The 25,113-nt window shown below is 64.9% G+C and carries 24 protein-coding genes; 13 read left to right on the top strand and 11 right to left on the bottom strand.

Annotated features, from left to right (window positions below; all coding sequences use genetic code 11):
- Positions 1 to 134: 134 nt before the first annotated feature.
- Positions 135 to 596, bottom strand: coding sequence for a putative toxin-antitoxin system toxin component, PIN family (locus PO883_RS27455; RefSeq protein ID WP_289312589.1), 462 nt, complete (start codon positions 594 to 596; stop codon positions 135 to 137).
- 37 nt (positions 597 to 633) lie between these two features.
- On the opposite strand from PO883_RS27455, the gene yaaA reads away from it, so the two are divergent.
- A complete protein-coding gene (gene yaaA / locus PO883_RS27460; RefSeq protein WP_289312590.1) occupies positions 634 to 1,404 on the top strand; it encodes a peroxide stress protein YaaA in 771 nt (256 codons plus the stop codon).
- A 166-nt stretch (positions 1,405 to 1,570) separates the two neighbouring features.
- Here the strand turns inward: yaaA and PO883_RS27465 are convergent, their stop codons facing one another.
- Positions 1,571 to 2,413 (bottom strand): outer membrane protein assembly factor BamD, encoded by an 843-nt coding sequence (locus PO883_RS27465; protein ID WP_289312591.1) that lies wholly within the window; start codon positions 2,411 to 2,413, stop codon positions 1,571 to 1,573.
- Positions 2,414 to 2,511: 98 nt separating this feature from the next.
- Between PO883_RS27465 and PO883_RS27470 the strand changes: the two genes are divergently transcribed.
- Positions 2,512 to 3,528: an RluA family pseudouridine synthase gene (locus PO883_RS27470; protein WP_308606356.1), complete on the top strand. Its 1,017-nt coding sequence runs from the start codon at positions 2,512 to 2,514 to the stop codon at positions 3,526 to 3,528.
- Entirely contained in the window at positions 3,528 to 4,316 is a 789-nt protein-coding gene (pgeF, locus tag PO883_RS27475) for a peptidoglycan editing factor PgeF (protein WP_289312593.1), read from the top strand. The genes PO883_RS27470 and pgeF overlap by 1 nt, the downstream gene beginning before the upstream one ends.
- A gap of 11 nt (positions 4,317 to 4,327) precedes the next feature.
- On the opposite strand, the gene PO883_RS27480 is transcribed toward pgeF, so the two are convergent.
- Complete coding sequence (locus PO883_RS27480; RefSeq protein WP_289312594.1) at positions 4,328 to 4,729, bottom strand: hypothetical protein; 402 nt, start codon at positions 4,727 to 4,729, stop codon at positions 4,328 to 4,330.
- Between PO883_RS27480 and phaC the strand changes: the two genes are divergently transcribed.
- The 4 genes from phaC to PO883_RS27500 all read left to right on the top strand — a co-directional run bounded on the left by phaC (position 4,728) and on the right by PO883_RS27500 (position 10,045).
- The gene (gene phaC / locus PO883_RS27485; protein WP_289312595.1) at positions 4,728 to 6,506 is read left to right on the top strand and encodes a class I poly(R)-hydroxyalkanoic acid synthase; all 1,779 of its coding nucleotides are present in this window, start codon (positions 4,728 to 4,730) and stop codon (positions 6,504 to 6,506) included. The genes PO883_RS27480 and phaC overlap by 2 nt on opposite strands.
- Positions 6,507 to 6,716: 210 nt before the next feature.
- A complete protein-coding gene (gene phaR, locus PO883_RS27490; protein ID WP_099879662.1) occupies positions 6,717 to 7,271 on the top strand; it encodes a polyhydroxyalkanoate synthesis repressor PhaR in 555 nt (184 codons plus the stop codon).
- A 172-nt stretch (positions 7,272 to 7,443) separates the two neighbouring features.
- Complete coding sequence (gene rimO, locus PO883_RS27495; protein ID WP_054267831.1) at positions 7,444 to 8,823, top strand: 30S ribosomal protein S12 methylthiotransferase RimO; 1,380 nt, start codon at positions 7,444 to 7,446, stop codon at positions 8,821 to 8,823.
- Between the two features lie 61 nt (positions 8,824 to 8,884).
- On the top strand, positions 8,885 to 10,045 hold the full coding sequence (locus PO883_RS27500; RefSeq protein ID WP_289312596.1) for a cystathionine beta-lyase: 1,161 nt from the start codon (positions 8,885 to 8,887) through the stop codon (positions 10,043 to 10,045).
- A gap of 149 nt (positions 10,046 to 10,194) precedes the next feature.
- Here the strand turns inward: PO883_RS27500 and PO883_RS27505 are convergent, their stop codons facing one another.
- Together PO883_RS27505 and trxC are read right to left on the bottom strand one after the other, a co-directional pair.
- Entirely contained in the window at positions 10,195 to 10,572 is a 378-nt protein-coding gene (locus tag PO883_RS27505; protein WP_289312597.1) for a hypothetical protein, read from the bottom strand.
- A 75-nt stretch (positions 10,573 to 10,647) separates the two neighbouring features.
- Positions 10,648 to 11,091 (bottom strand): thioredoxin TrxC, encoded by a 444-nt coding sequence (gene trxC, locus PO883_RS27510; protein ID WP_289312598.1) that lies wholly within the window; start codon positions 11,089 to 11,091, stop codon positions 10,648 to 10,650.
- A 97-nt stretch (positions 11,092 to 11,188) separates the two neighbouring features.
- Here trxC and PO883_RS27515 point away from each other — a divergent pair, with 97 nt between their 5' ends.
- Complete coding sequence (locus PO883_RS27515) at positions 11,189 to 11,977, top strand: DUF72 domain-containing protein (RefSeq protein ID WP_289312599.1); 789 nt, start codon at positions 11,189 to 11,191, stop codon at positions 11,975 to 11,977.
- On the opposite strand, the gene PO883_RS27520 is transcribed toward PO883_RS27515, so the two are convergent.
- Both PO883_RS27520 and PO883_RS27525 read right to left on the bottom strand, forming a co-directional pair.
- Positions 11,943 to 14,138 carry an ATP-binding protein gene (locus PO883_RS27520; RefSeq protein WP_289312600.1) on the bottom strand — a complete coding sequence of 732 codons (2,196 nt, stop codon included), beginning with the start codon at positions 14,136 to 14,138 and terminating at the stop codon, positions 11,943 to 11,945. The genes PO883_RS27515 and PO883_RS27520 overlap by 35 nt on opposite strands.
- A gap of 112 nt (positions 14,139 to 14,250) precedes the next feature.
- Positions 14,251 to 14,505 carry a hypothetical protein gene (locus tag PO883_RS27525; RefSeq protein WP_289312601.1) on the bottom strand — a complete coding sequence of 85 codons (255 nt, stop codon included), beginning with the start codon at positions 14,503 to 14,505 and terminating at the stop codon, positions 14,251 to 14,253.
- Positions 14,506 to 14,634: 129 nt separating this feature from the next.
- On the opposite strand from PO883_RS27525, the gene PO883_RS27530 reads away from it, so the two are divergent.
- Complete coding sequence (locus tag PO883_RS27530) at positions 14,635 to 15,033, top strand: GFA family protein (protein ID WP_289312602.1); 399 nt, start codon at positions 14,635 to 14,637, stop codon at positions 15,031 to 15,033.
- A 17-nt stretch (positions 15,034 to 15,050) separates the two neighbouring features.
- Here PO883_RS27530 and PO883_RS27535 read toward each other — a convergent pair whose 3' ends face one another.
- Positions 15,051 to 15,431, bottom strand: coding sequence for a hypothetical protein (locus PO883_RS27535; protein ID WP_289312603.1), 381 nt, complete (start codon positions 15,429 to 15,431; stop codon positions 15,051 to 15,053).
- Between the two features lie 177 nt (positions 15,432 to 15,608).
- Between PO883_RS27535 and PO883_RS27540 the strand changes: the two genes are divergently transcribed.
- Both PO883_RS27540 and PO883_RS27545 read left to right on the top strand, forming a co-directional pair.
- Positions 15,609 to 17,765 (top strand): serine/threonine-protein kinase, encoded by a 2,157-nt coding sequence (locus PO883_RS27540; protein WP_289312625.1) that lies wholly within the window; start codon positions 15,609 to 15,611, stop codon positions 17,763 to 17,765.
- Positions 17,762 to 18,385 carry a hypothetical protein gene (locus PO883_RS27545; protein WP_289312604.1) on the top strand — a complete coding sequence of 208 codons (624 nt, stop codon included), beginning with the start codon at positions 17,762 to 17,764 and terminating at the stop codon, positions 18,383 to 18,385. The genes PO883_RS27540 and PO883_RS27545 overlap by 4 nt, the downstream gene beginning before the upstream one ends.
- 10 nt (positions 18,386 to 18,395) lie before the next feature.
- On the opposite strand, the gene PO883_RS27550 is transcribed toward PO883_RS27545, so the two are convergent.
- Entirely contained in the window at positions 18,396 to 19,949 is a 1,554-nt protein-coding gene (locus tag PO883_RS27550) for a sigma 54-interacting transcriptional regulator (protein ID WP_289312605.1), read from the bottom strand.
- A gap of 317 nt (positions 19,950 to 20,266) precedes the next feature.
- Between PO883_RS27550 and PO883_RS27555 the strand changes: the two genes are divergently transcribed.
- Positions 20,267 to 21,091 carry a hypothetical protein gene (locus tag PO883_RS27555; protein WP_289312606.1) on the top strand — a complete coding sequence of 275 codons (825 nt, stop codon included), beginning with the start codon at positions 20,267 to 20,269 and terminating at the stop codon, positions 21,089 to 21,091.
- Positions 21,078 to 22,304: a hypothetical protein gene (locus tag PO883_RS27560; protein WP_289312607.1), complete on the top strand. Its 1,227-nt coding sequence runs from the start codon at positions 21,078 to 21,080 to the stop codon at positions 22,302 to 22,304. The genes PO883_RS27555 and PO883_RS27560 overlap by 14 nt, the downstream gene beginning before the upstream one ends.
- 98 nt (positions 22,305 to 22,402) lie before the next feature.
- On the opposite strand, the gene PO883_RS27565 is transcribed toward PO883_RS27560, so the two are convergent.
- Positions 22,403 to 23,419, bottom strand: a complete 1,017-nt coding sequence (locus PO883_RS27565) for a serine protease (RefSeq protein WP_289312608.1) — start codon at positions 23,417 to 23,419, stop codon at positions 22,403 to 22,405.
- A complete protein-coding gene (locus PO883_RS27570; protein ID WP_289312609.1) occupies positions 23,416 to 25,080 on the bottom strand; it encodes a hypothetical protein in 1,665 nt (554 codons plus the stop codon). Before PO883_RS27570 ends, PO883_RS27565 begins: the two co-directional genes overlap by 4 nt.
- Positions 25,081 to 25,113: the final 33 nt, after the last annotated feature.

Raw genomic sequence — 25,113 nt, forward strand, 5'->3', positions numbered from 1 at the left:
AGGCTTGTTCGCATGACGAATCAACATTCCATTCGCCGGGAATCCCTTGTATTGAAGTCCAGTAACTCCTGCAGCTACCGCCAAAGCGCCGCGTCGAACGTTGGGCTGGCTCGGCAGGATTCGGCGGGGAGCTGTCACGCTTGAGCGGCCGCCGGCGCAGCCGCCAGCTTGACCCAGGCTTCGGGCAGCATGATGCGGAACATGCCCGCCTGCGCCGTCTTGCGTGCAAGTTTCAGCAGCGCCTTATCCTTGGTGATGAGGATGTCGGCGCCGGCATCGCGCGCCAGTTCCAGGAATTTCTGGTCGTCGCGGTCGGTGCAGACCGGCAGGCGCACCGGCTTGGCGTCGGGGGCGACGACGGTAATGAGGGCGTCGAAGCGCGCGGCCGAGAGCGGGCGGGTCGCTTCGTCCAGCGGCAGGTGCTTGTAGTGCAGTACCACCAGATATTCCTCGCGACAATCGGCGCGGGTGACGGCTTCGACCTCTCCGCTCTCGATGGCGGCCAGCAAGCTGGCCCAGCGCGGATCGTGGAAGACGAACAGGTCGAGGCAGACATTGGTGTCGAGCACGATGCGTTTGGCTGGAGCGGGTATCATATTGGTCTGTTTATTCGTAGTAAGTTGATTGAATCTTATGCTGATTGTCTTGTCGCCCGCCAAATCGCTGGACCTTGAAACGCCGCCGACCACCAAACTCCACACCACGCCCGATTTTCTCGACCGTTCCAGTGCGCTGATCGACGTGCTGCGCCACTATTCGCCGCCCGAGCTGGCCAGCCTGATGCACTTGTCCGACACCCTGGCCGACCTCAACGTCGGCCGCTACGCGAGCTGGAGCAAGGACACCAGCGAGGCGCGCCAGGCGATCATGGCCTTCAATGGCGACGTCTACGCCGGTTTCGACGCGCGCACGCTCAAGCCGGGCCAGCTCGATTACGCCCAGCACAGCGTGCGTATTTTATCCGGGCTGTACGGCGTGCTGCGTCCGCTCGACCTGATTCATCCGCACCGGCTGGAGATGGGCACCAAGCTGGCCACGCCGCACGGCAAGGACCTGTACGCATTCTGGGGCGAGACCGTCACCGGCGCGCTCAACGAGGCGATTGCGGCCAAGGGCGCCAAGGTGCTGGTCAACCTGGCGTCGCAGGAATACTTCAAGTCGGTCAAGCCCAAGCTGCTGTCGGTGCCGGTCGTCACGCCCGTGTTCGAGGATTGGAAGGGAGGCAAGTACAAGATCATTTCCTTCTTCGCCAAGCGGGCGCGCGGCTTGATGGCGCGCTACGCGGCGGTCAAGGGCATTGTCGATGCCGAAAAACTCAAGAGTTTCAAGGTTGACGGCTACGCCTTCGACAAGCACGATTCCGACGACCGCACCTGGATGTTCCGGCGCAAGGTCGAGGGCTGACTCGGAACATCCCGAATTGCGCTCACTTTAAAACCGTCGCCCCCGCGCCAAGGTGGCACGCGGCGCGGGGGCGACGGACGATAACCGCCGGGGCAGCGAAAATTCCTCTAGGGGTAACAACAAAAAACCGGGTCTCCCCGGTCTTTTGCATTGTCCTCAGCGGGCCTTACTGCGCCGCGCGGTCCGATTTGGCCCAGAACTTCCACCACGATTTGCCGCTGGCGTTCGGGTCGAGGAACTTGCTGCCCGGGTAGTTGCGTACGAAAATGCGCTTGGTGTCGTCGCGCAGTTCGGGCATGCCGAGCTTGTCGTAGTTGCGCATCATCAGGAACAGCGCTTCTTCCCGCGCCGGCGCATCCTGGTAGTCCGAGACCGCCGCCATCGCACGGTTCAGCGAGGCCAGGTAGGCTCCGCGGTCATGGTAGTAGTTGGCCACGTGCACTTCGTACTGCGCCATCGCATTCACCAGATACTTCATGCGGGCGATCGCATCGGCCGCGTAGATGCTCTGAGGGAATTTGTCGACCAGGGCCTTGAAGGCGGCGAAGGCTTCGCGCGTCGCTTTCGGGTCGCGCTCGGTCGGGTCTTGCTCGTAGACGAAGCTCAGGAAGCCGATCTGGTCGTTGAAGTTGATCAGCCCGCGCAGGTAGTACATGTAGTCGACGTTGGCATGGTTCGGGTGCAGCTTGATGAAGCGCTCCACCGCCGCCAGCGCCTGGGCCTGGTCCTGGCTCTTGTAGTAGGCGTAGGCAATTTCCATCTGTGCCTGCACCGCATAATTGCCGAACGGGTAGTTGGTTTCGAGGCGCTCGAACAGCTTGATTGCCGCCTCGTAGTGACCACCCGCCATTTCTTCGCGTGCCTCAGCGTATAATTTCGTCACCGGCCAGTTTTTGGTCTCGTCGGTTTTTTCCGGCAACAAGCTGCAAGCGGACAAACCGAGCAGAAGAGTAGCAGCAACGGTAGTAGCAACAGTACGGGCAACAACACGCGATAATTTTTTTTGCATAACTTTTTGCAAGAGAGTATTAACTGAGATTCAACGAAAGGCTGATTATAGCCGATGGGACTGCTGTGATATTAACTCCAACGCCGAATTCGGCGGATTTGCCCTTAGACCCCGATCTGGAGATCGACCTCGACGACGAGGCAGGCGACGGCTACGTGCCTGCCGCCCCCGGCATCGACCTCTCTCCGATCCACCTTGAACTGACGCCGGACGCTTGCGGCCACCGTCTGGACAAGGTCATTGCCGGCCTGGTCCCGCAATTTTCGCGCAGCCGCCTGCAACTGTGGTTCGAAGCGGGCCACGTGCTGGTCGACGGCAAGCCCGCGCGCGGCAAAGACACCGCCTATGGCGACGAAGCGGTCGTCATCCTGCCACAAAGTGCGCCGGAAGACGAGGCCTACACGCCAGAAGCGATGGAACTGAACATCGTCTACGAGGACGAGCATATCATCGTCATCAACAAACCAGCCGGTTTGGTGGTGCATCCGGGCGCCGGCAACTGGGCCGGGACCTTGCTCAACGGCTTGCTGCACCACTGTCCGCAACTGGCCGGCGTGCCGCGCGCGGGCATCGTGCACCGGCTCGACAAGGATACCAGCGGCCTGATGGTGATCGGCAAAACCCTGGCGGCGCAAACCGACCTGGTGCGCCAGTTGCAGGCGCGCAGCGTCAAGCGCGAGTATTTTGCGCTGGTCTGGGGTACGCCGCAGCTGAGCAGCACCATCGACGCCTCGATGGGCCGCCACCCGAAAGACCGGGTCAAGATGGCTGTGTCGACCAATTTTTCGGCCAAGCCGGCCATTACCCACTACCAGCGCATCGCCACCGGTATGTTGGACCGTCGTCCCGTCAGTCTGGTTCAATGCCAGCTCGAGACCGGCCGCACCCACCAGATCCGCGTGCACATGCTCTCGATCGGCTTTGCGCTGGTGGGCGACGCTGTATACGGCAAGCAGCACCTGACGCCGGTCTTCCCGCGCCAGGCGCTGCAGGCGCGCCGTCTGGGCCTGGTGCATCCGGCCACGGGCGAGGATATGGAATGGATCGTGCCGCTGGCCGATGATTTTGCCGAGCTGATCGAGCGCGCCGGCATTCCCGAGCCCGAGCAGGTGTGATGCCCGGCGAGCATGGCATGACGCCCGACTGGCCGGATATGCCGGCCGGCGTGGGCGCCATTGCCACCACCCGGCTCGGCGGCGTCAGTCCGGCGCCGTATGGCGACGGGGCCGGTGGCGGCGGGCTGAACCTGGGCGAGCATGTCGGCGACGATCCGGTGCAGGTTGGCCTGAACCGCGCCCGCCTGCGCCAGTTACTGCCGGGCGAGCCGGCCTGGCTGTCGCAGGTGCATGGGGTGGCGGTGGTCGACGCCGCCACCGTGCGGCCGGGCCAGCCGGTCCGGGTGGGCGACGCCAGCATTGCCAGCGTGCCCGGCGCGGTGTGCGTGGTCATGACCGCCGATTGCCTGCCGGTGCTGTTCGCGTCGCGCGATGGCAAGGTGGTGGGCGCCGCGCACGCGGGCTGGCGCGGCTTGGCCGCCGGAGTCTTGGCCGAGACCGTGGCGGCGATGCGCGCGGCCGGCGCCGGCGACATCACCGCCTGGCTGGGTCCGGCAATCGGTCCGGCCCAGTTCGAGGTCGGCAGCGATGTGTTCGACAGTTTTATGGCCGGGACGCAGGGCCCCGATGAAGCAAGCCGGACAGGGCAGTGCTTCGTGCCGTTTCCTGGGCGTCCGGGCAAGTATCTGGCCGATATCTATGGGCTGGCGCGCATCATGCTGGCGCGTGATAACGTGACCGATGTTTCCGGCGGAAGCTATTGCACGGCCAGCGAGCCTGGCCGTTTCTATTCTTACCGGCGCGACCAGGTGACCGGCCGCCAGGCTAGCCTGATCTGGATCAAGTGAGGCCTGCGGCGCTAGTCGCTGCTCGAACCGCTGTCGCCACCGCCGCTGTCACTGCCGCCGCTGTCACTGCTGTCGCTATCGCCGCTGTCGCTATCGCTGCGGTCGCGCGCTTCGCGGCGGCGCGGCTGCTCGTCGGCGCCGCCCTGGGCCGCTCCGCCATGGCGCTGCGCGCGTGCGCGGCGCGCCAGTTCCTCTTTCCGTGCGATCTTCATGCGCCGCATCTTGGAGCCGGCGATGTACCAGACTATTGACAAAGGCAACACACAATAGCCCAAAAACGTCATAATCCCTGCGACAATACCGTGTTCGGTAACCTCGGTCACCGCCATCAGTCCGACCACATAGATCCATGCAATAGCGACAAGCCACATACAACTTTCCTTGGAAAAGATTGAAACAATGAACGCAAACATGAATATGCCCGACCCGCAAGCGATGGCCTCCGCATGGATGTCGCAGATGACCGATCCCTCCGCCTGGCAGGCGATGTTCACGGCGGTGCCGCAGGGCACCAGCCCTGTGGCCAAGCTGCTCAAGGATGCCGGCGCGACCATCCCGCCCCAGGCGCTCGAATCGCTGCGCAACGATTACCTGCAAAAAGCCGCGGGATTGTGGCAGGAATTTCTCGCAGGGAAAACCCCCGCGCTCGCCGACCGCCGCTTCGCCGCGCCGGAATGGCTGTCCAACCCGATGTCGGCCTATAGTGCCGCATCATACCTGTTAAACGCCGAGTTTTTGACTGCCATGGCCGATGCCGTCGAGAGCGCGCCGCGCGAACGGCAAAAGATCCGTTTCGCCGTGCAGCAGATGGTCGATGCCATGTCGCCGGCCAATTTCCTGGCAACAAACCCGGAAGCGCAGCAAAAACTCATCGAAACCAAGGGGGAAAGCCTGACCCGCGGCCTGGCCAATATGCTGGGCGACATGCAGAAAGGGCGCATTTCGCTGTCGGACGAGTCGGCGTTCGAGGTGGGCCGCAACGTGGCCACCACACCGGGCCAGGTGGTGTTTGAAAACGAGCTGTTCCAGCTGATCCAGTACACCCCGGCCACCCCGACCGTGCGCCAGGTACCGTTGCTGATGATGCCGCCTTGCATCAATAAATTCTACATTCTCGATTTGCAGCCCGAAAACTCGGTGGTGCGCTACGCGGTGGAGCAGGGCAATACCGTGTTCCTGGTGTCGTGGCGCAATCCGGACGCCGCTATGGGCGCGACCACCTGGGACGACTACGTCGAGACCGGCGCGATCAAGGCGATCGAGGTCACGCGCGCCATTTCCGGCTCCGACCAGGTCAACGCCTTCGGTTTTTGCGTCGGCGGCACCATCATGAGCACCGCGCTGGCGGTACTGGCGGCGCGCGGCGAACAGCCGGCGGCCAGCCTGACCTTGCTGACCACCTTGCTCGACTTCGAGGAAACCGGCGTGCTGGAAGTATTCATCGATGAAACCCAGGTCGCCCTGCGCGAACAAGCGCTGGCCAAGGGTGGGCTGATGCCGGGGCGCGACCTGGCCACCACTTTTTCGTCGCTGCGTCCGAACGACCTGGTGTGGAATTACGTGCAGTCGAACTATCTGAAGGGTAAGGAACCGCCGCCGTTCGACTTGCTGTATTGGAATTCCGACAGTACCAACCTGCCGGGGCCGATGTTTTGCTGGTACCTGCGCAATACCTACCTGGAAAACAGCCTCAAGGTGCCGGGCAAGCTGACCGTGGCCGGGGCGAAGGTCGACCTGGGCGCGATCGAGGCGCCGGTGTTCGTCTACGGTTCCAGGGAAGATCATATTGTTCCGTGGAGCGCGGCGTATGGCTCGATGCACATCCTGAACCCCGGCAATGCGCAGGCCAACCGGTTCGTGATGGGCGCGTCCGGGCACATTGCCGGCGTGATCAACCCGGCGTCGAAGAACAAGCGCAGTTACTGGACCAATGACGCCGCCCCGGCCGCCCCGGCCGGCAAAGGCAAGAGCAAGGCCAAGGCCGAGGCCGAGGCCAAGGCCAGCGTCACGCCGGCCCAGGAGTGGCTCGACGGCGCGACCGAGCACAAGGGGAGCTGGTGGCCGGAATGGGCCGCTTTCCTGGCTGACCATGGCGGCAAGCAGGTCAAGGCGCCGGCCAAGGCGGGCAGCAAGGCCTACCAGCCGATCGAGCCGGCGCCAGGGCGTTACGTCAAGGTCCGGGCGGACTGAGGCGGGCAATGGGGCAGGGCAACGGGGGTTGCCCTCCACTTATGATTTGGGTGCGGCGCACTATTTGCTGCACACGGCCCGGTAAAGTGGTATTTTTGCGAATATCCACTCTATAATGCAAAAAGTAGGCGTGTCAGGAGCGGACCTTCAGTCCGCTTTTTTTTCGTGATCAGTCAACATGCGCTGCGGCGCAATAAGTGGAACCTTGAGATGAGTAGTGCAAAAAAGAGTACGGAACGCCTGATCAAGAAGTACCCGAATCGTCGTCTGTACGATACCCAGACCAGTTCGTATATCACTCTGACCGACGTCAAGCAGCTGGTGCTCGACGCGGACGAGTTCACCGTGATCGACGCCAAGACGAATGAAGACCTGACCCGCAGCATCCTGCTCCAGATCATCCTGGAAGAGGAAGCGAACGGCGCGCCGATGTTTTCGAGCGGTGTGCTGTCGCAAATCATCCGCTACTACGGCCATGCCATGCAGGGGATGATGGGGTCTTACCTGGAGAAAAATGTCCAGGCGTTCACGGATATCCAGAACAAATTCACCACCGGCTCCACCGGGGCGTTCGAGGGCAAACCTTTCAGTCCCGAAATGTGGACCCAGTTCATGAATGTGCAGGGACCGATGATGCAGGGGATGATGAACAACTACATCGACCAGAGCAAAAACCTGTTCGTGCAGATGCAGGAACAGATGCAGAACCAGAGCAAGAGCATTTTTGGCGCGGCGTTTCCGTTTCCGCCGGTGGAAAAGAAGTGAGACTGAGGTAGTTAGGTAGCGATCGCCTCAACTTCCGTCGTCTCTGGCAATGCCAGAGACGACGGGGTGGGTTGCCGGCGCCAACGGTAGCGCAGGGGCAACACCTAAACCACCAACACCCAGCCCCAAACAGGTATAATCGCAGATTACCCTGCCTTATTGTGCCTCCAACATGTCCGAACTCCGTCGTATTCCCCTTCCTGGTGCCGCTCCAAAAGTCGGCTTTGTCTCGCTCGGTTGCCCTAAAGCGCTGGTCGACTCCGAACAGATCCTGACCCAGCTGCGCGCCGAAGGTTACGAAACCGCCAAGTCGTACGAAGGCGCGGACCTGGTCATCGTGAACACCTGCGGCTTCATCGACGCCGCCGTCCAGGAATCGCTCGACGCCATCGGCGAAGCGCTGGCCGAAAACGGCCGCGTGATCGTCACCGGCTGCCTCGGCGCCAAAAAAGATGCTGCCGGCGACGACATCATCATGAAAGTGCACCCCAAAGTGCTGGCCGTTACCGGTCCCCACGCCCTCGGCGAAGTCATGGACTCGGTCCACCTGCACCTGCCCAAGCCGCATGAGCCGTTCTTCGACCTGGTGCCGGCGCAAGGCATCAAGCTGACCCCGAAACATTACGCTTACCTCAAGATTTCCGAAGGCTGCAATCACCGTTGCAGTTTCTGCATCATTCCATCGATGCGCGGCGACCTCGTCTCGCGCCCGATCGCCGACCTGATGCTGGAAGCCGAAAACCTGTTCAAGGCCGGCGTCAAGGAATTGCTCGTCATTTCCCAGGACACCAGCGCCTATGGCGTCGACGTCAAGTTCCGCTCCGGTTTCTGGAACGGCCGTCCGGTCAAGACCCACATGACGCAACTGGTCGAAGCGCTCGGCCAGCTGGCGGCCCAGTTCGGCGCCTGGGTGCGCCTGCACTACGTCTACCCGTACCCGCACGTCGACCAGATCATTCCGATGATGAGCGGCGGCTCGGTCCTGCCTTACCTCGACATTCCGATGCAGCACGCCCATCCGGACGTGCTCAAGCGCATGAAGCGTCCGGCCAGCGGCGAGAAAAACCTCGACCGCATCCAGGCCTGGCGCGCCATGAATCCGGAGCTGACGATCCGCTCGACCTTCATCGCCGGCTTCCCGGGCGAAACCGAAGCCGAATTCGAGTACCTGCTGGACTTCCTCAAGGAAGCCCAGATCGACCGCCTCGGCTGCTTTGCGTATTCGCCGGTGGAAGGCGCCACCGCCAACCTGCTCGATAATCCGGTGCCGGAAGAAGTGCGCGAAGAACGCCGTGGCCGCGTCATGCTGCTGCAAGAAGAAATCTCGGCCAAGCGCTTGCAGGCCAAGGTCGGCAAGACCATGCGCGTGCTGGTCGATGAAGTCGGCGGCAAGGAAGCCATCGGCCGTTCGTGGGCCGACGCGCCCGAAATCGACGGCGTGGTGCACATCAAGCGCTCGCTGGTGCCGGGCAAGAAGCTCACCGTTGGCGAATTCGCCGAGGTCACCATCACCGCCGCCGACGCCCACGATCTCTGGGCCTCGGTCGTCTAGTTCACCACGGCTGGCACGGCCGCCCCGGTGGCCGCGCTGCCACCGGAAAGCCTGCCAGCCGATGAAAACTTCCCCGCAGACCCAACTGATTCATCACGCCTACGAGCCGCCCGCCGGCTTCGCGGCTTTCCCCACCCCGATCCATCACGCCTCGACGGTCCTGTTCAAGGATGTTGCGGCAATGCGCTCGGGCGAGTGGAAAGACAAGAACGCCTACACCTACGGCTTGCACGGCACGCCGACCACCTTCACCCTGGAAGCGCGGCTGGCGGCGATCGAAGACGGCCAGTTCTGCCTGCTGGCGCCGAGCGGGCTGGCGGCGATCGCCATGGTCGATTTTGCGCTGCTCAAAAGCGGCGACGACGTGCTGCTGCCCGACAATGTGTACAACCCGAACCGCGAACTGGGCCGCTGGCTCAGCGCCGATTTCGGCATTACCGCGCGCTATTACGATCCGATGATCGGGGCCGGTATTGCGCAATTGATGCAACCGAATACCAAGCTGGTCTGGACCGAGGCGCCCGGATCGGTCTCGATGGAAGTGCCGGATTTGCCGGCGATCTGCAAGGCGGCGCATGATGCGGGCGCGCTGGTGGCGCTGGACAACACCTGGTCCGCCGGGCTGGCATTGCGTGGCTTCGAGCATGGCGTCGACATCATCATGCAGGCGCTGACCAAGTACCAGTCGGGCGGTTCGGACGTGCTCATGGGTGCCGTGATCACGCGCGAGCGCGCCCTCAACGACCGCCTTGCGATGGCGCACATGCGCCTGGGGCTCGGCGTGAGCGCCGATGATGCCTACCTGGTGCTGCGCAGCCTGCCCGGCATGAAGCTGCGCTTCGAGGCGCACGACGCGGCGGCCCGGAAAGTGGCGCTCTGGCTCACATCGCGTCCGGAGATTGCGCGGGTGCTGCATCCGGCGTTTGCCGATTGTCCGGGGCACGCGCACTGGAAGCGCGACTTTAGCGGCGCGGGCGGCTTGTTTTCGGTGGTGTTCGATGCGCGTTACAGCGAGGCGCAGACCGACCGCTTCGTCGACAGCCTGGCGCTGTTCGGCATTGGCTACAGCTGGGGCGGGGCGAACAGCCTGGTCATGCCGTACCGGATGCAGGCGATGCGCAAGGATTGGAAGGATGCCGGGGTGCTGGTGCGCTTCAATATCGGGCTGGAAGATGCCGATGATCTGATTGCCGACCTGGCGCAGGGGTTGGCGCGGCTCTGAGCCGCCAGCCACCGTCGTTCGCGCCACTACCCCGTCGTTTCTGCCAATGGCAGGAAAGACGGTTTCGAAGTTTGTGGTCAGAAAATGCTGAACCTAACGCCATTGCGTCCAGAGAACAGTTCCTGGAGAGGCGGGAACGCCCCTGACCGTTAACCCGGCATCGCCTGATTCTTCTCCAGATCGAAAAACCCTTTCAGCAAGCGATAGGCCTTCCAGATCCACGCCAGTCCACCAATGACCCACGCGATAAGGATGCCGAGGCCGAACACCCACCACAGCGCGATCCAGAAAAACGCGGCAACCACGGCCCACACGAAAAACCACCAGAACGAGCGGATCATCCAGCTGTGATGGCTGTACAAATACGACCCCTGCGTCTCCGGCCGCTTGATATAGTTCGCGATCAAAGGTATCACCGACAGCAGGCCCAGCGAGAAAACCAGGGCCAGCGCATGCACGATGTACAGGATGCGCGCCACGTTTTTTTGTTCTTCCAGATTGGAATCGAGTATCAGCTCTTGCGTCATGATTCATGCTCCTTTAGCAATATGGCCCGATTGTAGCAGTCCCGCCGTAACCCATCCGCTTGTTTCGCATGCATATCACGCGTGGCGCATGAGAGCATCCACCCAGGAAACAATCCCGTTCACATCCATCGCGCCCGGCTGGCGCGCGACCTCCCGGCCATTGCGAAACAGTGCCAGCGTGGGAATGCTGCGGATGTTGTAGCGCGCCGCCAGGTCCTGCAGGTGTTCGGTATCGACCTTGAGCAGGCGCACGCGGGGTTCGAGCCGCTTGGCGGCCTGCTGGTAGGCCGGCGCCATCATCTTGCACGGCCCGCACCATTCAGCCCAGAAATCGACCAGCACCGGAATATCGTTGCGCTCGACATGCTTGTTGAAACGCGCCGTGTTGACGTCGATCGGCATGCCGACGAACAGCTCGCGCGCGCATTTGCCGCATACGGGCGTGTCGTTCAGGCGCTCGTGCGCCAGCCGGTTGACCGCTTCGCAATGCGGGCAGACGATGTGGACGGGGTCGGTCATGAAATCCTCCTGCGTACAGTTTGGTAAAACGCCATTGTAGTGCGTGCGCGTCAACCGTGTTCGATGCGCGCGCCGCACGCTGCTACACTTTCTCACCATGACAAATCGTACACAACACCCGGGCGGCAGGCTGCGCATCGGCTGCGCCGGCTGGACCATTTCGCGCGAGGCGGCGCCCGCGTTCGAGACCGAAGGCAGCCACCTGGAACGCTATGCGCGGGTGCTCGGCACGGTCGAAATCAACTCCTCGTTCTATCGTCCGCACCAGGCCAAGACCTACGCGCGCTGGGCGCATAGCGTGCCGCCAGCCTTCCGCTTCGCGGTCAAGCTGCCGCGCACCATCACGCACGAGGCGCGCCTGTCCGGCATCGACGCGCCGCTGCGCCAGTTCGCAGCCGAAGCCGGCGCCCTCGGCGACAAGCTCGGTTGCCTGCTGGTGCAACTGCCGCCCACGCTCGGTTTCGACGCCGCCGTCGCCAGCGACTTTTTCGCGCGCCTGAACGACGCCTTCGGCTGCATGGTCGCCTGCGAAGCGCGCCATCCGGGCTGGTTCGGCGACGATGCCAGCGCGCTGCTGCGGCGCGACACCATCACGCGCGTGATTGCCGATCCGGCCAAGGGCCAGGAAGGGCCGCACGTACCGACCACGGAGAGCATCTACGTGCGCCTGCACGGCGCGCCGCGCATCTATTACTCTTCGTATCCAAACGACTATCTGGCGCAGCTGGCGCGCGACATGGCGACCCACGCGGCGCACGGGCGCGATGTCTGGTGTATTTTCGACAACACCGCGTCCGGCGCGGCGCTGCCCAATGCGCTCGACCTGCGCGCCGCGCTGGGCCTGGCAAGCCCTACGCCAGCGCCAGATCCAGGTCTTCCAGCCTGATCGGCTTGGTGAAGTGCCGGGCAAACCCGGCGTCCAGCGCCAGCGTGCGGTCCTTTTCGCTGCCGTAGCCGGTCAGCGCAATGAGTTCGATGCCGGCGGTGCGCTGGTCGGCCTTGAGCGCGCGCGCCACCGCATAGCCATCCATGCCGGGCAGGCCGATATCGATAAAAGCAAGCTCCGGCTGCCCGGCCAGCGCTGCGGCAAGCGCTTCCTGTCCGCTGGCGGCGCTGGTCACGTCGCACGAGCGCAATTGCAGCAGCATCGCCATCATCTCGCGCGCATCCGCATTGTCTTCCACCAGCAGCACGCGGCGCAGGCGCGCCGATGGGGCCGATGGCGCATCGGGCGCCACGGCCGCGTGCCCGGCCAGGCGCGGCAGGGTGACGGTGGCGCTGCTGCCCTTGCCGCTGCCTTCGCTGTCGATGCGCACATAGCCGCCATGCAGCTCGACCAGCCGGCGCACCAGCGACAGGCCGATCCCCAGCCCGCCATGGGCGCGCTGCAGGCCCTGCTTGCCCTGCACGAAAATGTCGAACACGTGCGGCAGCAGGTCGGCCGGGATGCCCAGCCCGGAATCGCGCACGCTCAGTTCGGCGGCGTCGCCCACCTGGCGCACCGACAGCACGATCTCGCCGCCGCCCGGGCTGTACTTGATGGCGTTGTCGAGCAGGTTGTCGATCACTTGCAGCAGGCGGGTCGGATCGGCGTTGACGGTGGCTGGCACGGTCTCGACGCGCAGCGTGAAGGCGGCCGTGCGCCCGCTCGCCTTGAGCGTGTCGACGCAGCGCCGCACTACCTCGGCCAGGTCGACCGGCGCCTTGTCCAGTTCCAGCTTGCCCATCAGGGCGCGGTTCACTTCGAGCAGGTCGTCGACCAGCTTGCGCAGGTGGTCGGTCTGGCGCCGCAGCACGTCGCGCGCGCGCTGGGCCATGGCGTCGTCGATGTTGCGCCCGTTGTCGAGGATGGAGACGGCGCTGGCCACCGCGCTGAGCGGATTGCGCAGCTCGTGGCCCAGCATCGCCAGGAATTCGTCCTTGGCGGCGTTCTGTTCCTCGGCGCGCGCGCGCGCGCTCTTTTCCGATACCAGCAGCGCATTGCGCTCGTTCTCGGCATCGGTGCGCGAGCGCATTTCCGCTTGCAGGCGCTTGCTCGCTTCGCGGATCGCCTCGTTCAGGCATTCCAGTTCATGGATGCCCGAGCGCGGCAGCGCATCGACTGCGCCGCCCCGGCCCAGCAGGGCGGCCGCCTGCGAGGCGCGCGCCACGAAGCGCACCAGGTGGCGTCCGGCCAGCATGGCCAAGGCCAGCGCCGCGACCAGGGCGATCACCAGGCCGGCGCCCATCACCGGCACCCCGCGCCAGACCGCCGCGTCGATCTCGGCCACCGGCGCGCCGATGTTGATAGCCCAGCCCGAACGCTCGGAACGGGTGAAGGCGTCGACCATGTCCTTGTCGTCGCCCGGCAGATGGGTGAACACGCCGCTGCGCAGCTTGCTGATGGCGGCCAGCGTGGCGGGACGCGCCGTGAGCCCGACGAACTTGTCGGCATTCTCGCTGCGCGCGATGATGACGCCGGCACGGTCGAGGATCGCCACGCGCCAGCCGGGCGGCAGGGTGCGTCCGGCGAAGGAATGGGCAAAGAAGGCTGGCGAAAATGCTTGTCCGATCACGTAGCGCTGGCCGCCCGGGGTCTGGATCGGTTGTTCGACCATGACAAAATGGTTTTTCAGCGCCTGGCCCCATTTGATGCCGGTGACCTGGCCCTGGCCCGATGCCAGCATCGCCGTCACCTGTTCCGGATCGGGCCGTTTGGGCAGCACGCTGCCATACGGACGGCGCGTGTTGAGCAGTTGCTGGCCGCTGCTGTCGTACAGGATGATCCAGCCGCCCGGCGCGGCGCTGGCCTCGCGCGCTTCCTCATAGAAGTGCGCCAGGTCGCCGCCCGCCAGCGCATGCGAGTGGCCGAGCACCTTGAGCACCGACTGGGCGCGGTAAATATCGGCATCGATGGCGCGCGCGGTGAGCGTGGCGCTGTGCTCGATGCGGCCGATGGCCGAGCTGTACTGGGTGTCTTGCAGGATGTGCAGCGCAATGGCGCCGAATACGGCGACCGGAACGGCAATCGAGATGGCCAGGATGAGATAGTGGGAACGCAGGCGCATCAGTGTGTGGCGCCGCTGCGGCGCGAGGGGAATGCTGCTGGCATGGGTAAACGGGGGAGGGGGACGATGGACGCGATTTTACCGCACTGGCCGGCGGGTCCCGGCAATCGCTTCAGCGCGCGCGCCGCCCGTGCTCCACGGCCAGCGGCAGCAGCGCGCGCCACACGACCAGGCTGGCCGCGCTGGCGCCGCCGCACAGCCAGGCGCGCAGGTCGAGCGTGGGCTGGGAAGACAGGAACCACATCATGGCCAGCATGCCGCCGATGGTCACGAGCATGGCGGCCAGGGCGGCCCAGGCGCGCCAGTTGGCCGCGCGGGCGGTGGCGGCGGTGCTCAGGGTCAGGGCGATTTGCTGGTGAATGTTCATGCGGCCCAGCATACCTGTTGGGATGGCGAATGTCCATGCCAGGCGGGCAGGCTTGCTGGTACACTCACGTCAAATGCTTGACTGAAACTACGATCCAACCAGACCCCACTGCGAGGCGCTGAACCGACGATGAAAACGTATCTTGGAAGTTGCCATTGCGGCGCGGTGCGCTTCGAGGCCGATATCGACTTGAGCCAGGAAACAGTGCGCTGCAACTGTTCGATGTGCAAAAAGATCCGCTGGTGGGCGGCCATCGTGAAGCCGGAATCGTTCCGCCTGCTGTGCGGTGCGTCGGAGCTGAGCGATTACCAGTTCCAGCGCCGCATCGAGCACCACCTGTTTTGCCGCCACTGCGGAGTGCGCCCGTTCGGCATCGGCCAGTCGCCCCGGCTGGGCAAGTTTTACGGGGTCAATATCGCCTGCCTGGATGGCGTCAGCGACGAAGAACTGTCGTGGGTGCCGGTGCGCTACGTGGATGGCCGCAACGACCAGTGGGACCAGCCGCCCGCCGAAACGGGCTACCTGTAGCGCGTGACGGCGCCCGCTCAGCGGTGGCGCCAGCCGCGCCCGACATGCGCGCGCCCGTAGCCGCGGTGGCCCCAGGAGTGGCCGAAGCCGAATCCCAGGCTGAGCGAGATCGGCGGATAATAATAGGCGGGCTCCTCGACGTACACGGGCGCCGGCAGGTACACGGTTTGCGGCACATACACCCGCTCGACGACCTGCACCGGGCGCGACGAATACTCGACGCGCGACCCGGTGGGCGAGGCCGCAGCCACGCGCTCGCCCGTGCCGGGCGCGACCGGTGTCACCGACACCACCCGCCACTGGTAGGGATCGGAGGGCGGGACACGGCCCTGTGAAGATGGATAGGTGGCGCAGCCGCCCAGTGCGGCCATTACCCCGATAAGTAACAGGTTTTTCATGGCGGGAAACTCCTCATTCTGATGCTATCACTATAGGCAAACGGTGGGTGCCGGCGCTGCTACTTACAGCTTGTTACAACGTTGGCAAGAGATGAAACTTTTTTGTCATTGACACCTTCCTACATGTACACTATGGAAATGTTTGCATAACCAAGTGACGTGGAGCGCGATTTGCAGGTGGATGAGCAAGAACTGGGTCATTATCGGCTGAAGCGTCTGTTGGGTGAGGGTGGCTTCGGGCAGGTATACGAGGCCTGGGATTCCAAGCTCCAGCGTACCATCGCCATCAAGCGACTCAAACCGCAATTGCTGTCGTCACGGCCGGACAACCTGCTCGACGAAGCGCGTCTGGCCGCGTCCCTGCGCCATCCGGGCTTCGTGCGCATCTTTTCGATCGAGGGCGATTGCGCCCAGCAATCGATCGTGATGGAATTCGTCGATGGCCGCACCCTGCGCGAAGCGGGCAAGAGCGGTCCGATGCCCGAGCACACCGTGCTCGATATTGTAGCCCAGGTGGCCGACGCCATGCGCGAAGCCCACGCAGCCCGCTTGATCCACGGCGACATCAAGCCGGCCAACCTGATGCTGGAGGCGTCCGGCAAGGTGCGCATCATGGACTTCGGCCTGGCGCGCAAGATCGATCCGCAGGCGACCGAATCGGTGGTGTTCGACCAGACCGAGGGCACCATCGCCTACCTGGCGCCGGAATTGATGATGGGCTCCACGCTCAGCGCGCAAAGCGATGTGTACGCGCTCGGCGTGGTGATGTACGAACTGCTCACCGGCACCCGCCCGTTTTCGCACCTGAGCGGGCTGGCGCTGGCCGCTGCCCACATCCAGTCATCCTCGGGTCTGTGGCCGTTCCCGGCCGATACCAGCCCCGCCGTGATCGCGCTGGTGCGCGCCATGACGGCGCGCCAGGCCGAGGACCGGCTCGCCTCGATGCAAGCGGTCCAGGAGGCGGCGTTGCGCCTGCGCCATCCAGCGCCGCCAGCGCCCGCGCCAGCCGCGCCCGCGCGCGCTGCGGGCTGGCTGGGCCGGAACAAAGTGCGCATCGCCATGCTCGTGGCCGGGCTCGCGCTCGCGCTCGCGGCCGGGCTGGGCGGCGTGCTGCGCGGCGGCAACCTGAGCGACTGGTACCAGCGTAACGATCCCTTCTTTTCCGAAGCGACCGCGATGCAGACCGGCCTGACCGCGCTGCGGACCTTCGAGCGGCCCGAGAGCCTGGACCTGGCGGTGCGCAGCTTTTCCGCCATTCTCGCGCACGATCCGGAGCATGCCGCCGCCGCCGCCGGCTTGTCGTTCGCCTACAGCTTCAAGCAAACCAGCGAACACCGGGACGAGGCCTGGCTCAAGCGCGCCGATGCCAGCGCCCAGCTGGCCATCAAGCTCAATCCCCAGCTGGCGCTCGGCTACGCGGCCCAGTCGACCGTGCGCTCCGGCCAGCGCAGGCTGCCGGAAGCGCTGGCGCTGGCCGAGCATGCCTTGCGCCTGGATCCGCTCAACTGGTTCGGCCTGATTACCAAGAGCAACTCCCTGACGCGCTTGCGCCGCTATGGCGAGGCCGAGCGCACCTTGCGCGATGCGATCAAGATCCATCCGACCGACCACGTGCTGCAAGATTTGCTGGGCACCCTGTTTTTCGAGCAGGGCTTGCTCAAGGACGCCGAGCAAGCATTCCGGCACAGCATCAAGCTGCAACCGGACACGGTCAGTTCCTACGCCAACCTGAGCCTGGCCTTGCAGCGCCAGAACCGCATGGATGAAAGCCTGCAAGTGTTGCAGCAAGGCTTGCAGGTGCGCCCGACGGGCGGTCTCTACACCAACCTGGGTAATGCCTTGTTCAACCGTGGCGATTACGTCGGCGCGGCCGAGGCCTTCCAGCGCGCCGTCGCGCCCCCGTTCACGACCAATTCCGATTACCTGCGCTGGGCCAACCTGGGCGATACCCTGCGCTGGATTCCGGGGCGCGAGGAGGATTCGCGCAAGGCGTACCGGCAAGCGCTCGGGATGCTCAAGCCGCTGCTGCTGGAGGCCCCCGGCGAAGCCACCTTGCAGTCGCGCATGGGGCTGTACGGAGCACGCCTGGGCGAGCGCGCGGCGGCGCTCGAACACACCCGGCGCGCCGTGGACATGCGGCCGGACGACCCCAACCTGCGTTTTCGCGCGCTCATGGCGTACGAGCTGCTCGGCGAGCGCGACCTTGCCCTGGCGGAGCTGGCGGCGGCGCGCCAGCGCGGTTATCCCGTCCATCTCATCAACGCCGAGCCCGACCTGATCGCGCTGCGGCGCGACCCGCGGTACTTTGATTCCACCACAGAAAGTGATAAATGAAGAAACCGACATCGATGCTCCTGGAAGCCAATTTCGACATTAACCAGATCGGCGAAACGCTGGAATGGAAGTTCAGCCGCAAGGATGGGGACGGCAATCCCGTCACCGGGCGCTACGCCGGCGCCATCTACTTCACCATGGGCGAACTGGTGCGCATCAAGGTGCGCGCGGGTGGCTACGAGCAGATCGAGTCGTTCAAGGTGCTCGATTGCTCCCTGATCACGCGCCCGCAAATCGTCTGCATCGCGCCCGGCCAGCTGGCCGTGTATGCCAGTGCCTCGCCGTTCGACGGCGTGGCCGGCGCCTGCGTGGCGATTGCTCCGGACGAATTCGGCCCGGGCCATGCCCATGCGAGCGAGGAACAGGGGCGCAAATACCACACGATCTCGCGCAAATGGGACAACTTCCTCAGCGTCGGCAAAGACACCGGCCGCTGGGAAGTGTCGTTCGTGCTGACCGTCGAAATCACGCGCTGCTCCGGCAAGCAGGAAACGCGCGTGTTCGCCTTCGATCCGGAAGGCGTGGTCGGCGCCGGCGTCACCCCGCCCGACATGGCCGAAGGCGGCGACGGCATCGCCTGCATGCCCGAAGGCGAAGTCATCGGCAGCTTGCCGGCCTGATCCGGCTAAGCTAGCTGGTGCCGGCGTCCAGCCCCAGCACCCGCAAATGGCGGCGCAGTGCCTCGCTCGGCGTTTTGAGGCGCGAGGCGCAGCGGACCAGGTCGCCGCCATCGGCGCGCAGGGCGGCGTCGAGTTCATCGCGCGGGATCAGGGCCGCCGGGCGGATTGCCGGATGCGCTTCGATCAGCTTGTACAGCGAGGGCCGCGACAAGCCCAGCTGCTGGGCCGCGCCGCTGATCTGCCAGCCATGTTCTTCGAGCGCGCCGAGCAGGTCGTCGTTGCTGATCTCGGCCAGCTTGCGGCGCGGGGCGCTCTCCTGCGGCGTTTTCAGGCTGGCGCTGCGCGCCTGTTCGTACGGGGCCGCGAGGCTGGCGCTGGCCGAGCGCAGCGCCGCCGGCGCGTGCACATACTGCGCCAGCAGCGGCCGCTCGCCGGCATCCAGGGCCATCACCATGCGCCGCGCCACGTTGGCCAACTGGCGGATATTGCCCGGCCAATCGTAATTGCACATCTCGCTCACCAGCGCCGGCGGGAAGGCGGCCAGTTGCTCGGCTTTCAAGCCGCAGCCTTTTAACATGTGCAGCAGCAGCACCCCGATATCTTCGCGCCGCTCGCGCAAGGTCGGCACCCGGATCACGAACGCTTCCATGCGGCGCAGCAAAGGCTGGTTGAACCCGCGCGCGTCCAGGTCCTGGTCGGTGGCGGCGATCAGGCGCGCCGTGGTGCGCGCATCCTGGCTCGCGCCCAGCGGCCGGTAGCAACCCGTTTCCAGCACCCGCAGCAGCATCGGCTGCACCGACGCCGGGGTGTCGCCCAGCTCGTCGAGGAACAGGGTGCCGCCATCGGCTTCGGCGAACAAGCCCTGGCGCGGCGCCTGCGCGCCGGTGTAGGCGCCCTTGGCCGCACCGAACAGGTCGGCCGCCGCCAGCGACTCGCTCAGGGTCGCCATGTTGACCGCCACCAGCGGATTGGCGCTGCGCTTGCTGGCCTGGTGGATCGCGCGCGCCGCCACATCCTTGCCGGTGCCGGTTTCGCCCAGCAACAGCACGGCCAGGTCGGTGCCCGCCACCTGGCGGATCAGCTCGCGCGTGGCGATCGCGCCGCTGCTCACGCCCAGCAGGCCGGGAAACAGGTTAGGGCGGGGAAAACTCGTCATCCAGTGCAGGCACAGCAGCACATGGCCGCCCAGGCCGAGCACCACGCCGGCGGCCACCTCGTCGCGGCTAAAGCTGCGCGTGCCGCTCAGCAGCGTGCCATTGACTTCGAGCGCCATGCGGCTGTCCGGCGCGGCCAGTTCGACGCCATCGCTGGCGGTGCGGTAGACCATCAGCGGCGCGCGCGCGATGGCCCGGTGCCCCAGCGCGATGCCATCCTGGCCGGGACGGAAGAACAGTGGCGCGTAGCGGCACACCTCGATGTAACCTTCCTCGGCCGGGCCGATGAACTGCTCGCCGATGCGCTCGGTTTCCGGGTGCCACAGGATCGTCAGGCCCAGCAAGGCACTGGTGATGCCATTTTTTTGCGAGAAAAGCTGCGTCGTCAGCGTGTTGTCAACATCATTCACCGTTCGGCTCCATGGCACAGCGTTTAGTAATTGCCAATTATAGAGGAAAGCTGTCAATTGTTGACATGTAAAGAACCTCTGCTTTACACGTGTTTTACACGTTTCCTGTCGCATCCCCTCCGGGCGCTTCCGTGTCATCTTGCTATCAGACATGTAAATAGATGCTTATTTACATGCCCGTTGACATGTTTTTCCTTGTAAATCAAGGAATTGGCATACCAATTCCTCAATTATCAGTGTGGCACGGGAGTTGCTATGTACCTAAGCGTGGCCTTGTCGGGCTGCAAGTGGCTAATCCGCCGGAGAGAGTTGGAAACATGGGCATCGTGATCGAGAGTTATGCATTTGTTGGCGTGGCAACCCGGGCAACCGGGCCGACGGCCCAGGTATGGCTGCCGCCCGGCTTTACGCTGACCGGCGGCGGCGCCTACGACATGGGCCGCGGCACATCGAACACGCTGACCGCCTGCTACCCGACCCGCAACCACGCCGGCGTCTTCAACGGCTGGACCGCCGCCGGCCGCGATTTCGGCCTGGCCGACCCGGTGCCGCTGGCGGTGTACGCGGTCGGCATCCGTATCACCCGCGACGGCGTGCCGGTCAAGGTCGAGCAGCAAGTGTTTTCCGCCACCAGCGCACTGGTGTCCGAGCCCGGCGTGAGCGTCAAGCTCGGCGCCGGCTGGATCGGCACCGGCGGCGGCGCCCAGGATAACTACGCCACCCCGGTGAACGGCAATATGCTCACCGCCAGCTACCCGCTGATCGGGGCCGACGGCAAGATTTGCGGCTGGAGCGCCGCCGGGCGCGACCACGACGCGGTTGACCAGGCCCGCGTGACCGCCTTCGTGATCGGCATCCGCACCGGCCCGGACGTGGCGCTGGAAGCCCACATCGTCTCGAACACCAGCCTCCTGACCGGCTACCCGAGCGCGCTGGTGGCGGCCCCGCACGGCAATGCCGTGGTGGCCGGCGGTGGCGCGCTGGTGGGCGAGAACGGACGCGGCACCATGCTGAGCGCCTCGTGCCCCATCATCAGCAGCCAGGACGGCCGCCTGACCGGGTGGTTCGCCGCCCGCAAGGTGCAAAAATCAGCCCCGCCGAGCGGCATTACCGCGTATGGAGTCATGCTTGAAGCTGCGTGACTGGATCCTGATCGGCCTGGCGCTGCTGGCGATGGCGGTGGACTTGCCGGCGCGCGCCAGCGCAGTTGGCGCCAGCGGCGGCGTGCTGGCCAGCGGCGTCCACTCCGACCGCCTGGCATGGCAGCACTTCGCCGGCATCGTGGCGCCGGCGGGACGCGGCCGGGTCGAATTCGAAACCTGGGCCACCGACGAGAACATTTACACCGAGACCCCGGCCTGGCCGGGCGAGGACGCTCCGCGGCGCCTGCGCAGCAGCGTGCTGCAGCGCGTGCTGGCGCCGCATGGCAGCGCCGACATTCCCAGCGGCGACTGCGGCGCGGTGGCCGATGCCGTGTCGGGCAATTTCCCACCCCAGGCTCCGCAGCCGGGCCAGGCGCCGTGCTTTGCCGAAGAAGTCAGGCGCAACCTCGCCACCTACCGCTACATCGTGCAAAACCAGCTCAATACCCAGGCCGGGCTGGCCACCGCCTACCAGAAGGCGCAGGGCGGCTGGCGCGTGTCGCTACCGGAAGACGCGGTCCAGGTCAAGGCCGACTGGGTGCCGGTCGAGACCCTGGTCGCCTGGCTGGGACGCAACGGCGTGCGCATCAACGCCGCGCAGGTGCGGGCCCAGTTCCACACCACGCTGGCGCAGGGCACCAGCTTCGCGCTGGTGGCCATGCATATCAGTTCCAAGGATGCGCCGAACTGGGTCTGGGCCAGCTTCGAGCACCGCCTCAATCCGGGCCGCTGCGACACCATGGGCTGCAACGACAGCTACGGCGCGGCGCGGCGCAGGATCGCCCCGCTGGCCGGTGCGCAGAATGGCCAGTACGCCGACTGCGCCAAGACGGCGGCCCTGAAAAAGCTGTTCGAGGTCAAGCGCGTGGCGCCGGCCTGGAACAACTACTGCCTCAAGGCGTCCGAGATCGCGTTTGTCGCGCGTGACGGCGCGCCGCTCATGCACGGCAATTCGTTCACCGAGCGGGTCGCGGCCGGGATTCCGATCAAGCGTTCCTCGTGCATTTCCTGCCACGCCAGCGCCGGCTTCGGCCGCGACGGCAGAGCGTACATCAAGCAACTCACTTCGCACCCCATGGGCACGGTAAAACTGCCGGCCGACATCGTCGCCAACGATTTCATCTGGGGCATCCTGACAATCAACGCCGTGCCAGTGGAGCAGGCGAAGATCCCGCATAACCTCGATCGAACGAGGATTACAGCCAGACGATAGGCGGACGGCGTTCCACCGCGCCTGCCGCTGCACCCTTCGTCTCCTTTTACGCGCACCCAGAGTGCGCGTTTTTTTTCTTTAGCGCCTGGCCACGGCGATCATTTCTCCGGTTCGATGCATGCTGAACTCTGCTTGGACACGTACACGGGATTTTCCTGCCTGCGGAACTCGCAGTAGTAACGGTATTCGAATTGCCGGAAACCTTTATCCTTGCTCTTTTCGTCGTTGCGGATGAAGGTCAGCACAGCGCCGGGATAGTCCTTTTTAAGCCGTTCCAGATAGTCATTGCAGGCGGCCGTGCGATTGAAGCCGCCTCCGCGCCACTCGCCCCAATTGCTTTTGTGTTCATCGATGGCATAGCGTTCGATCCCGTGGCTGGGATGCTGGCAGACGGGGTAGGCGGCGCAGGCGGCGGATTTCTTCGATCCCACCCCGGCCGCGCTCAACAGATGCTGCGCGCGGGCCATCGGAATCACGTAGGTGATCGATTGCCCACGGTCGTTCAATGCCACCGCCATCCCGACCACCGTGCCATATTGCCCGAACACCGGGCTGCCGCTATTGCCCGGACTAAATGCCAGATTGGTTTGCCACCACGGCTTGATCTGACCTTCCACGATGGTGTTTTGCGCCGTTTTCTGTCCGCCGGGTACCAGCGCCAGATCCGCCGAACCGGCAAAGCCGAGTCCGCTCAATGCGGCGCCCACGGCAATATCGCCCGGCGCGGCGATCGTCACGGCCGGCCACGGCGCATTCGCCGGCGCCGCCGGCAGCTTCAGCAGGGCCAGGTCGGATTCGTGATCGCGCGAGACAATGCTCGCTTCGACGGGCGGGTTGAGCAGGGAGCCGGGGCGCACGGTCACCATCGCTGAATTGATCGTCAGGTCTTTCAGTTGCGGGCTGACGACATGGGCGTTGGTCAGCACATGACCAGCCGGCGAGACAATGAATCCGGTGCCATAGTCAACGCCGGTGCCGTCGGGCGTGCTGTACTCGTACTTGATATGCACGGTCGCGCCCTGGTTGGCAGTGAACAGGCACTGCATGTCCTGGGCCGCCGCGCCGGGCGACAGGAAAGCGGACACGGTCCAGCAAAAGCGAATCCGCGTGCTCATTTGCGCTCCCCTTCATTGCTCAGGGTTATACGCCGCAGTGGCTTGTATCCGGCCTGCTGCAACTCGCCCTGCGTGTACGACCTGCGGCACACGCCCCCGCACGATTTGTTCGCCGCCGATTCGATGACGACCACCACCGGTCCCGCTGGCCCGTTGTGAACCGACTCGACCAGGCGCACATGGCTGCGCGGTTTGTTGACGATGTCCGCCGGAGACAGTTCGTGCCAGAGCACCGGCCTGCTCACGGCCCGGTCGGGAAGGCTGCCGGTGGTGAAGTAGCGCCCGGTTTGCCATGCGTAGGAAACAAAACCCGAGCAATCCATCCCCGTACTGTTGGCATAAACGCAGTTGACGTTGCGGCAGGTGCAGTCGTCCCCGGCGAGCCGTCCCGCGTCGAGGTGCTTGGAGAAATTGGCCAGCGCACTCATGTAGCCGCCCCAGCGGTAAGGCACGCCGCTGACATCCTTGCCGAGCAAGCCGTCGAGGCGGAGCGGGCGACGCCATATGTTTGACGGTGGAGCGCACCGGTTGGCGGCGGCGGCGTGCTCGAATGCGCTCGCCTTCAGGCGCCACACCAGTTCCAGCGGCGCGCGGGCGCGTTGCAGGATCTGGCTGGCGCTGATGGATGTCATGGCGATATTTGTGGCGCCGGAAACGCCATTGAGGCGTTCGAGTGCGCGCAAGGTGTCGTCGTGTTCCGCGATCAGCGTCGCAGCGGCAAGATGGGGTCCGAGTGCCAGCGGCTCGGCTTTGCCCAGCGGCGAAAACTGGATGGTATCGAGCGCGATGGTGTTGTCCTGGAAAACCAGGCTGACCACCGTTCCGTCGGCGCGGCGCGCGTATGGACGGCGGGTATCGCAGGCGAAGGCAGCAGGGCGGACATAGGCTTCGGCGTGCGCGGCGCCGGCGGCATCGACCTTGAGCAGGCGCACGTAGGCAGCCTCGTGAGGCAGGCGCCGGCTCTCGTGCAGCGCCACCAGCGCACCTTCGCCTTCGTTGACCCACAGGACCCGGGCGTCGACGACGCGCATGCGCGACTTGAGCGTCAGTGTTGAAAGCGGGCCGGCCACTTGAGCCGATGCGATGACGATGGTCGTCGGATCGGTACGCGCTGCCGTCGCGGCATACGACGCGGCGGCGGCCAGGTTCGCAAGCAGCGGCGTGCCTGTCTGCAGTGCCGAAAGCGGCACATTGACCCGCTTGCCATTGAGGTCGTCGAGGGCGAAGCCGTCCGCCAGCGCGATCAGGCGCGGCACGCCCGCCTCGGGATCGTGGCCGGTGCGGGTGCGCGCCAGCACGTCGCCCTTCGCGCTCACCATCGCGACCTCCCCAAGCGCTCCGACAACCAGGAAGCCGCGTGACGTGGCAATGACATCGACCGGTTCGAGGAGGTCGGCCGGTAGCGCGATGTCGTGCCTTCCGGCGGCTGCCAGCACGACGATCTTCCCGTTGACCTTGTCGAGCAGCGCCGTCGCATCGTCACCGGCGGCGACCATGGCGGCCGGTCCCTGGCAGTCCTGGTTGGGATGCATCTCCAGGCCGATCTGGCCAGGACCGGCCCCGACTTCCAGCGCCATGCCGGCAGGCGCTTGCGCATACCCGTACAGCGAAACGGCCATCAGGCAGGCCGGCAGGACGAAGAAACGGGAAAGTATGCGCACGTTACCTCCTGGAAATAATCGATGCCCGGGCCG

The organism is Massilia sp. DJPM01, from assembly GCF_030348125.1.
Classification (GTDB): domain Bacteria; phylum Pseudomonadota; class Gammaproteobacteria; order Burkholderiales; family Burkholderiaceae_D; genus Telluria_A; species Telluria_A frigida.

What these genes read in the sequence shown, in the direction of transcription:
- PO883_RS27455 (WP_289312589.1), bottom strand. Translation starts at nt 596, where the DNA reads ATGATACCCGCTCCAGCCAAACGCATCGTGCTCGACACCAATGTCTGC.
- rimO (WP_054267831.1), top strand. Translation starts at nt 7,444, where the DNA reads ATGTCCGAACTCCGTCGTATTCCCCTTCCTGGTGCCGCTCCAAAAGTC.
- PO883_RS27515 (WP_289312599.1), top strand. Translation starts at nt 11,189, where the DNA reads ATGACAAATCGTACACAACACCCGGGCGGCAGGCTGCGCATCGGCTGC.
- PO883_RS27505 (WP_289312597.1), bottom strand. Translation starts at nt 10,572, where the DNA reads ATGACGCAAGAGCTGATACTCGATTCCAATCTGGAAGAACAAAAAAAC.
- PO883_RS27520 (WP_289312600.1), bottom strand. Translation starts at nt 14,138, where the DNA reads ATGCGCCTGCGTTCCCACTATCTCATCCTGGCCATCTCGATTGCCGTT.
- yaaA (WP_289312590.1), top strand. Translation starts at nt 634, where the DNA reads ATGCTGATTGTCTTGTCGCCCGCCAAATCGCTGGACCTTGAAACGCCG.
- PO883_RS27535 (WP_289312603.1), bottom strand. Translation starts at nt 15,431, where the DNA reads ATGAAAAACCTGTTACTTATCGGGGTAATGGCCGCACTGGGCGGCTGC.
- PO883_RS27525 (WP_289312601.1), bottom strand. Translation starts at nt 14,505, where the DNA reads ATGAACATTCACCAGCAAATCGCCCTGACCCTGAGCACCGCCGCCACC.
- PO883_RS27465 (WP_289312591.1), bottom strand. Translation starts at nt 2,413, where the DNA reads ATGCAAAAAAAATTATCGCGTGTTGTTGCCCGTACTGTTGCTACTACC.
- pgeF (WP_289312593.1), top strand. Translation starts at nt 3,528, where the DNA reads ATGCCCGGCGAGCATGGCATGACGCCCGACTGGCCGGATATGCCGGCC.
- PO883_RS27530 (WP_289312602.1), top strand. Translation starts at nt 14,635, where the DNA reads ATGAAAACGTATCTTGGAAGTTGCCATTGCGGCGCGGTGCGCTTCGAG.
- PO883_RS27480 (WP_289312594.1), bottom strand. Translation starts at nt 4,729, where the DNA reads ATGTTTGCGTTCATTGTTTCAATCTTTTCCAAGGAAAGTTGTATGTGG.
- PO883_RS27500 (WP_289312596.1), top strand. Translation starts at nt 8,885, where the DNA reads ATGAAAACTTCCCCGCAGACCCAACTGATTCATCACGCCTACGAGCCG.
- phaC (WP_289312595.1), top strand. Translation starts at nt 4,728, where the DNA reads ATGAATATGCCCGACCCGCAAGCGATGGCCTCCGCATGGATGTCGCAG.
- PO883_RS27555 (WP_289312606.1), top strand. Translation starts at nt 20,267, where the DNA reads ATGGGCATCGTGATCGAGAGTTATGCATTTGTTGGCGTGGCAACCCGG.
- trxC (WP_289312598.1), bottom strand. Translation starts at nt 11,091, where the DNA reads ATGACCGACCCCGTCCACATCGTCTGCCCGCATTGCGAAGCGGTCAAC.
- phaR (WP_099879662.1), top strand. Translation starts at nt 6,717, where the DNA reads ATGAGTAGTGCAAAAAAGAGTACGGAACGCCTGATCAAGAAGTACCCG.
- PO883_RS27565 (WP_289312608.1), bottom strand. Translation starts at nt 23,419, where the DNA reads ATGAGCACGCGGATTCGCTTTTGCTGGACCGTGTCCGCTTTCCTGTCG.
- PO883_RS27545 (WP_289312604.1), top strand. Translation starts at nt 17,762, where the DNA reads ATGAAGAAACCGACATCGATGCTCCTGGAAGCCAATTTCGACATTAAC.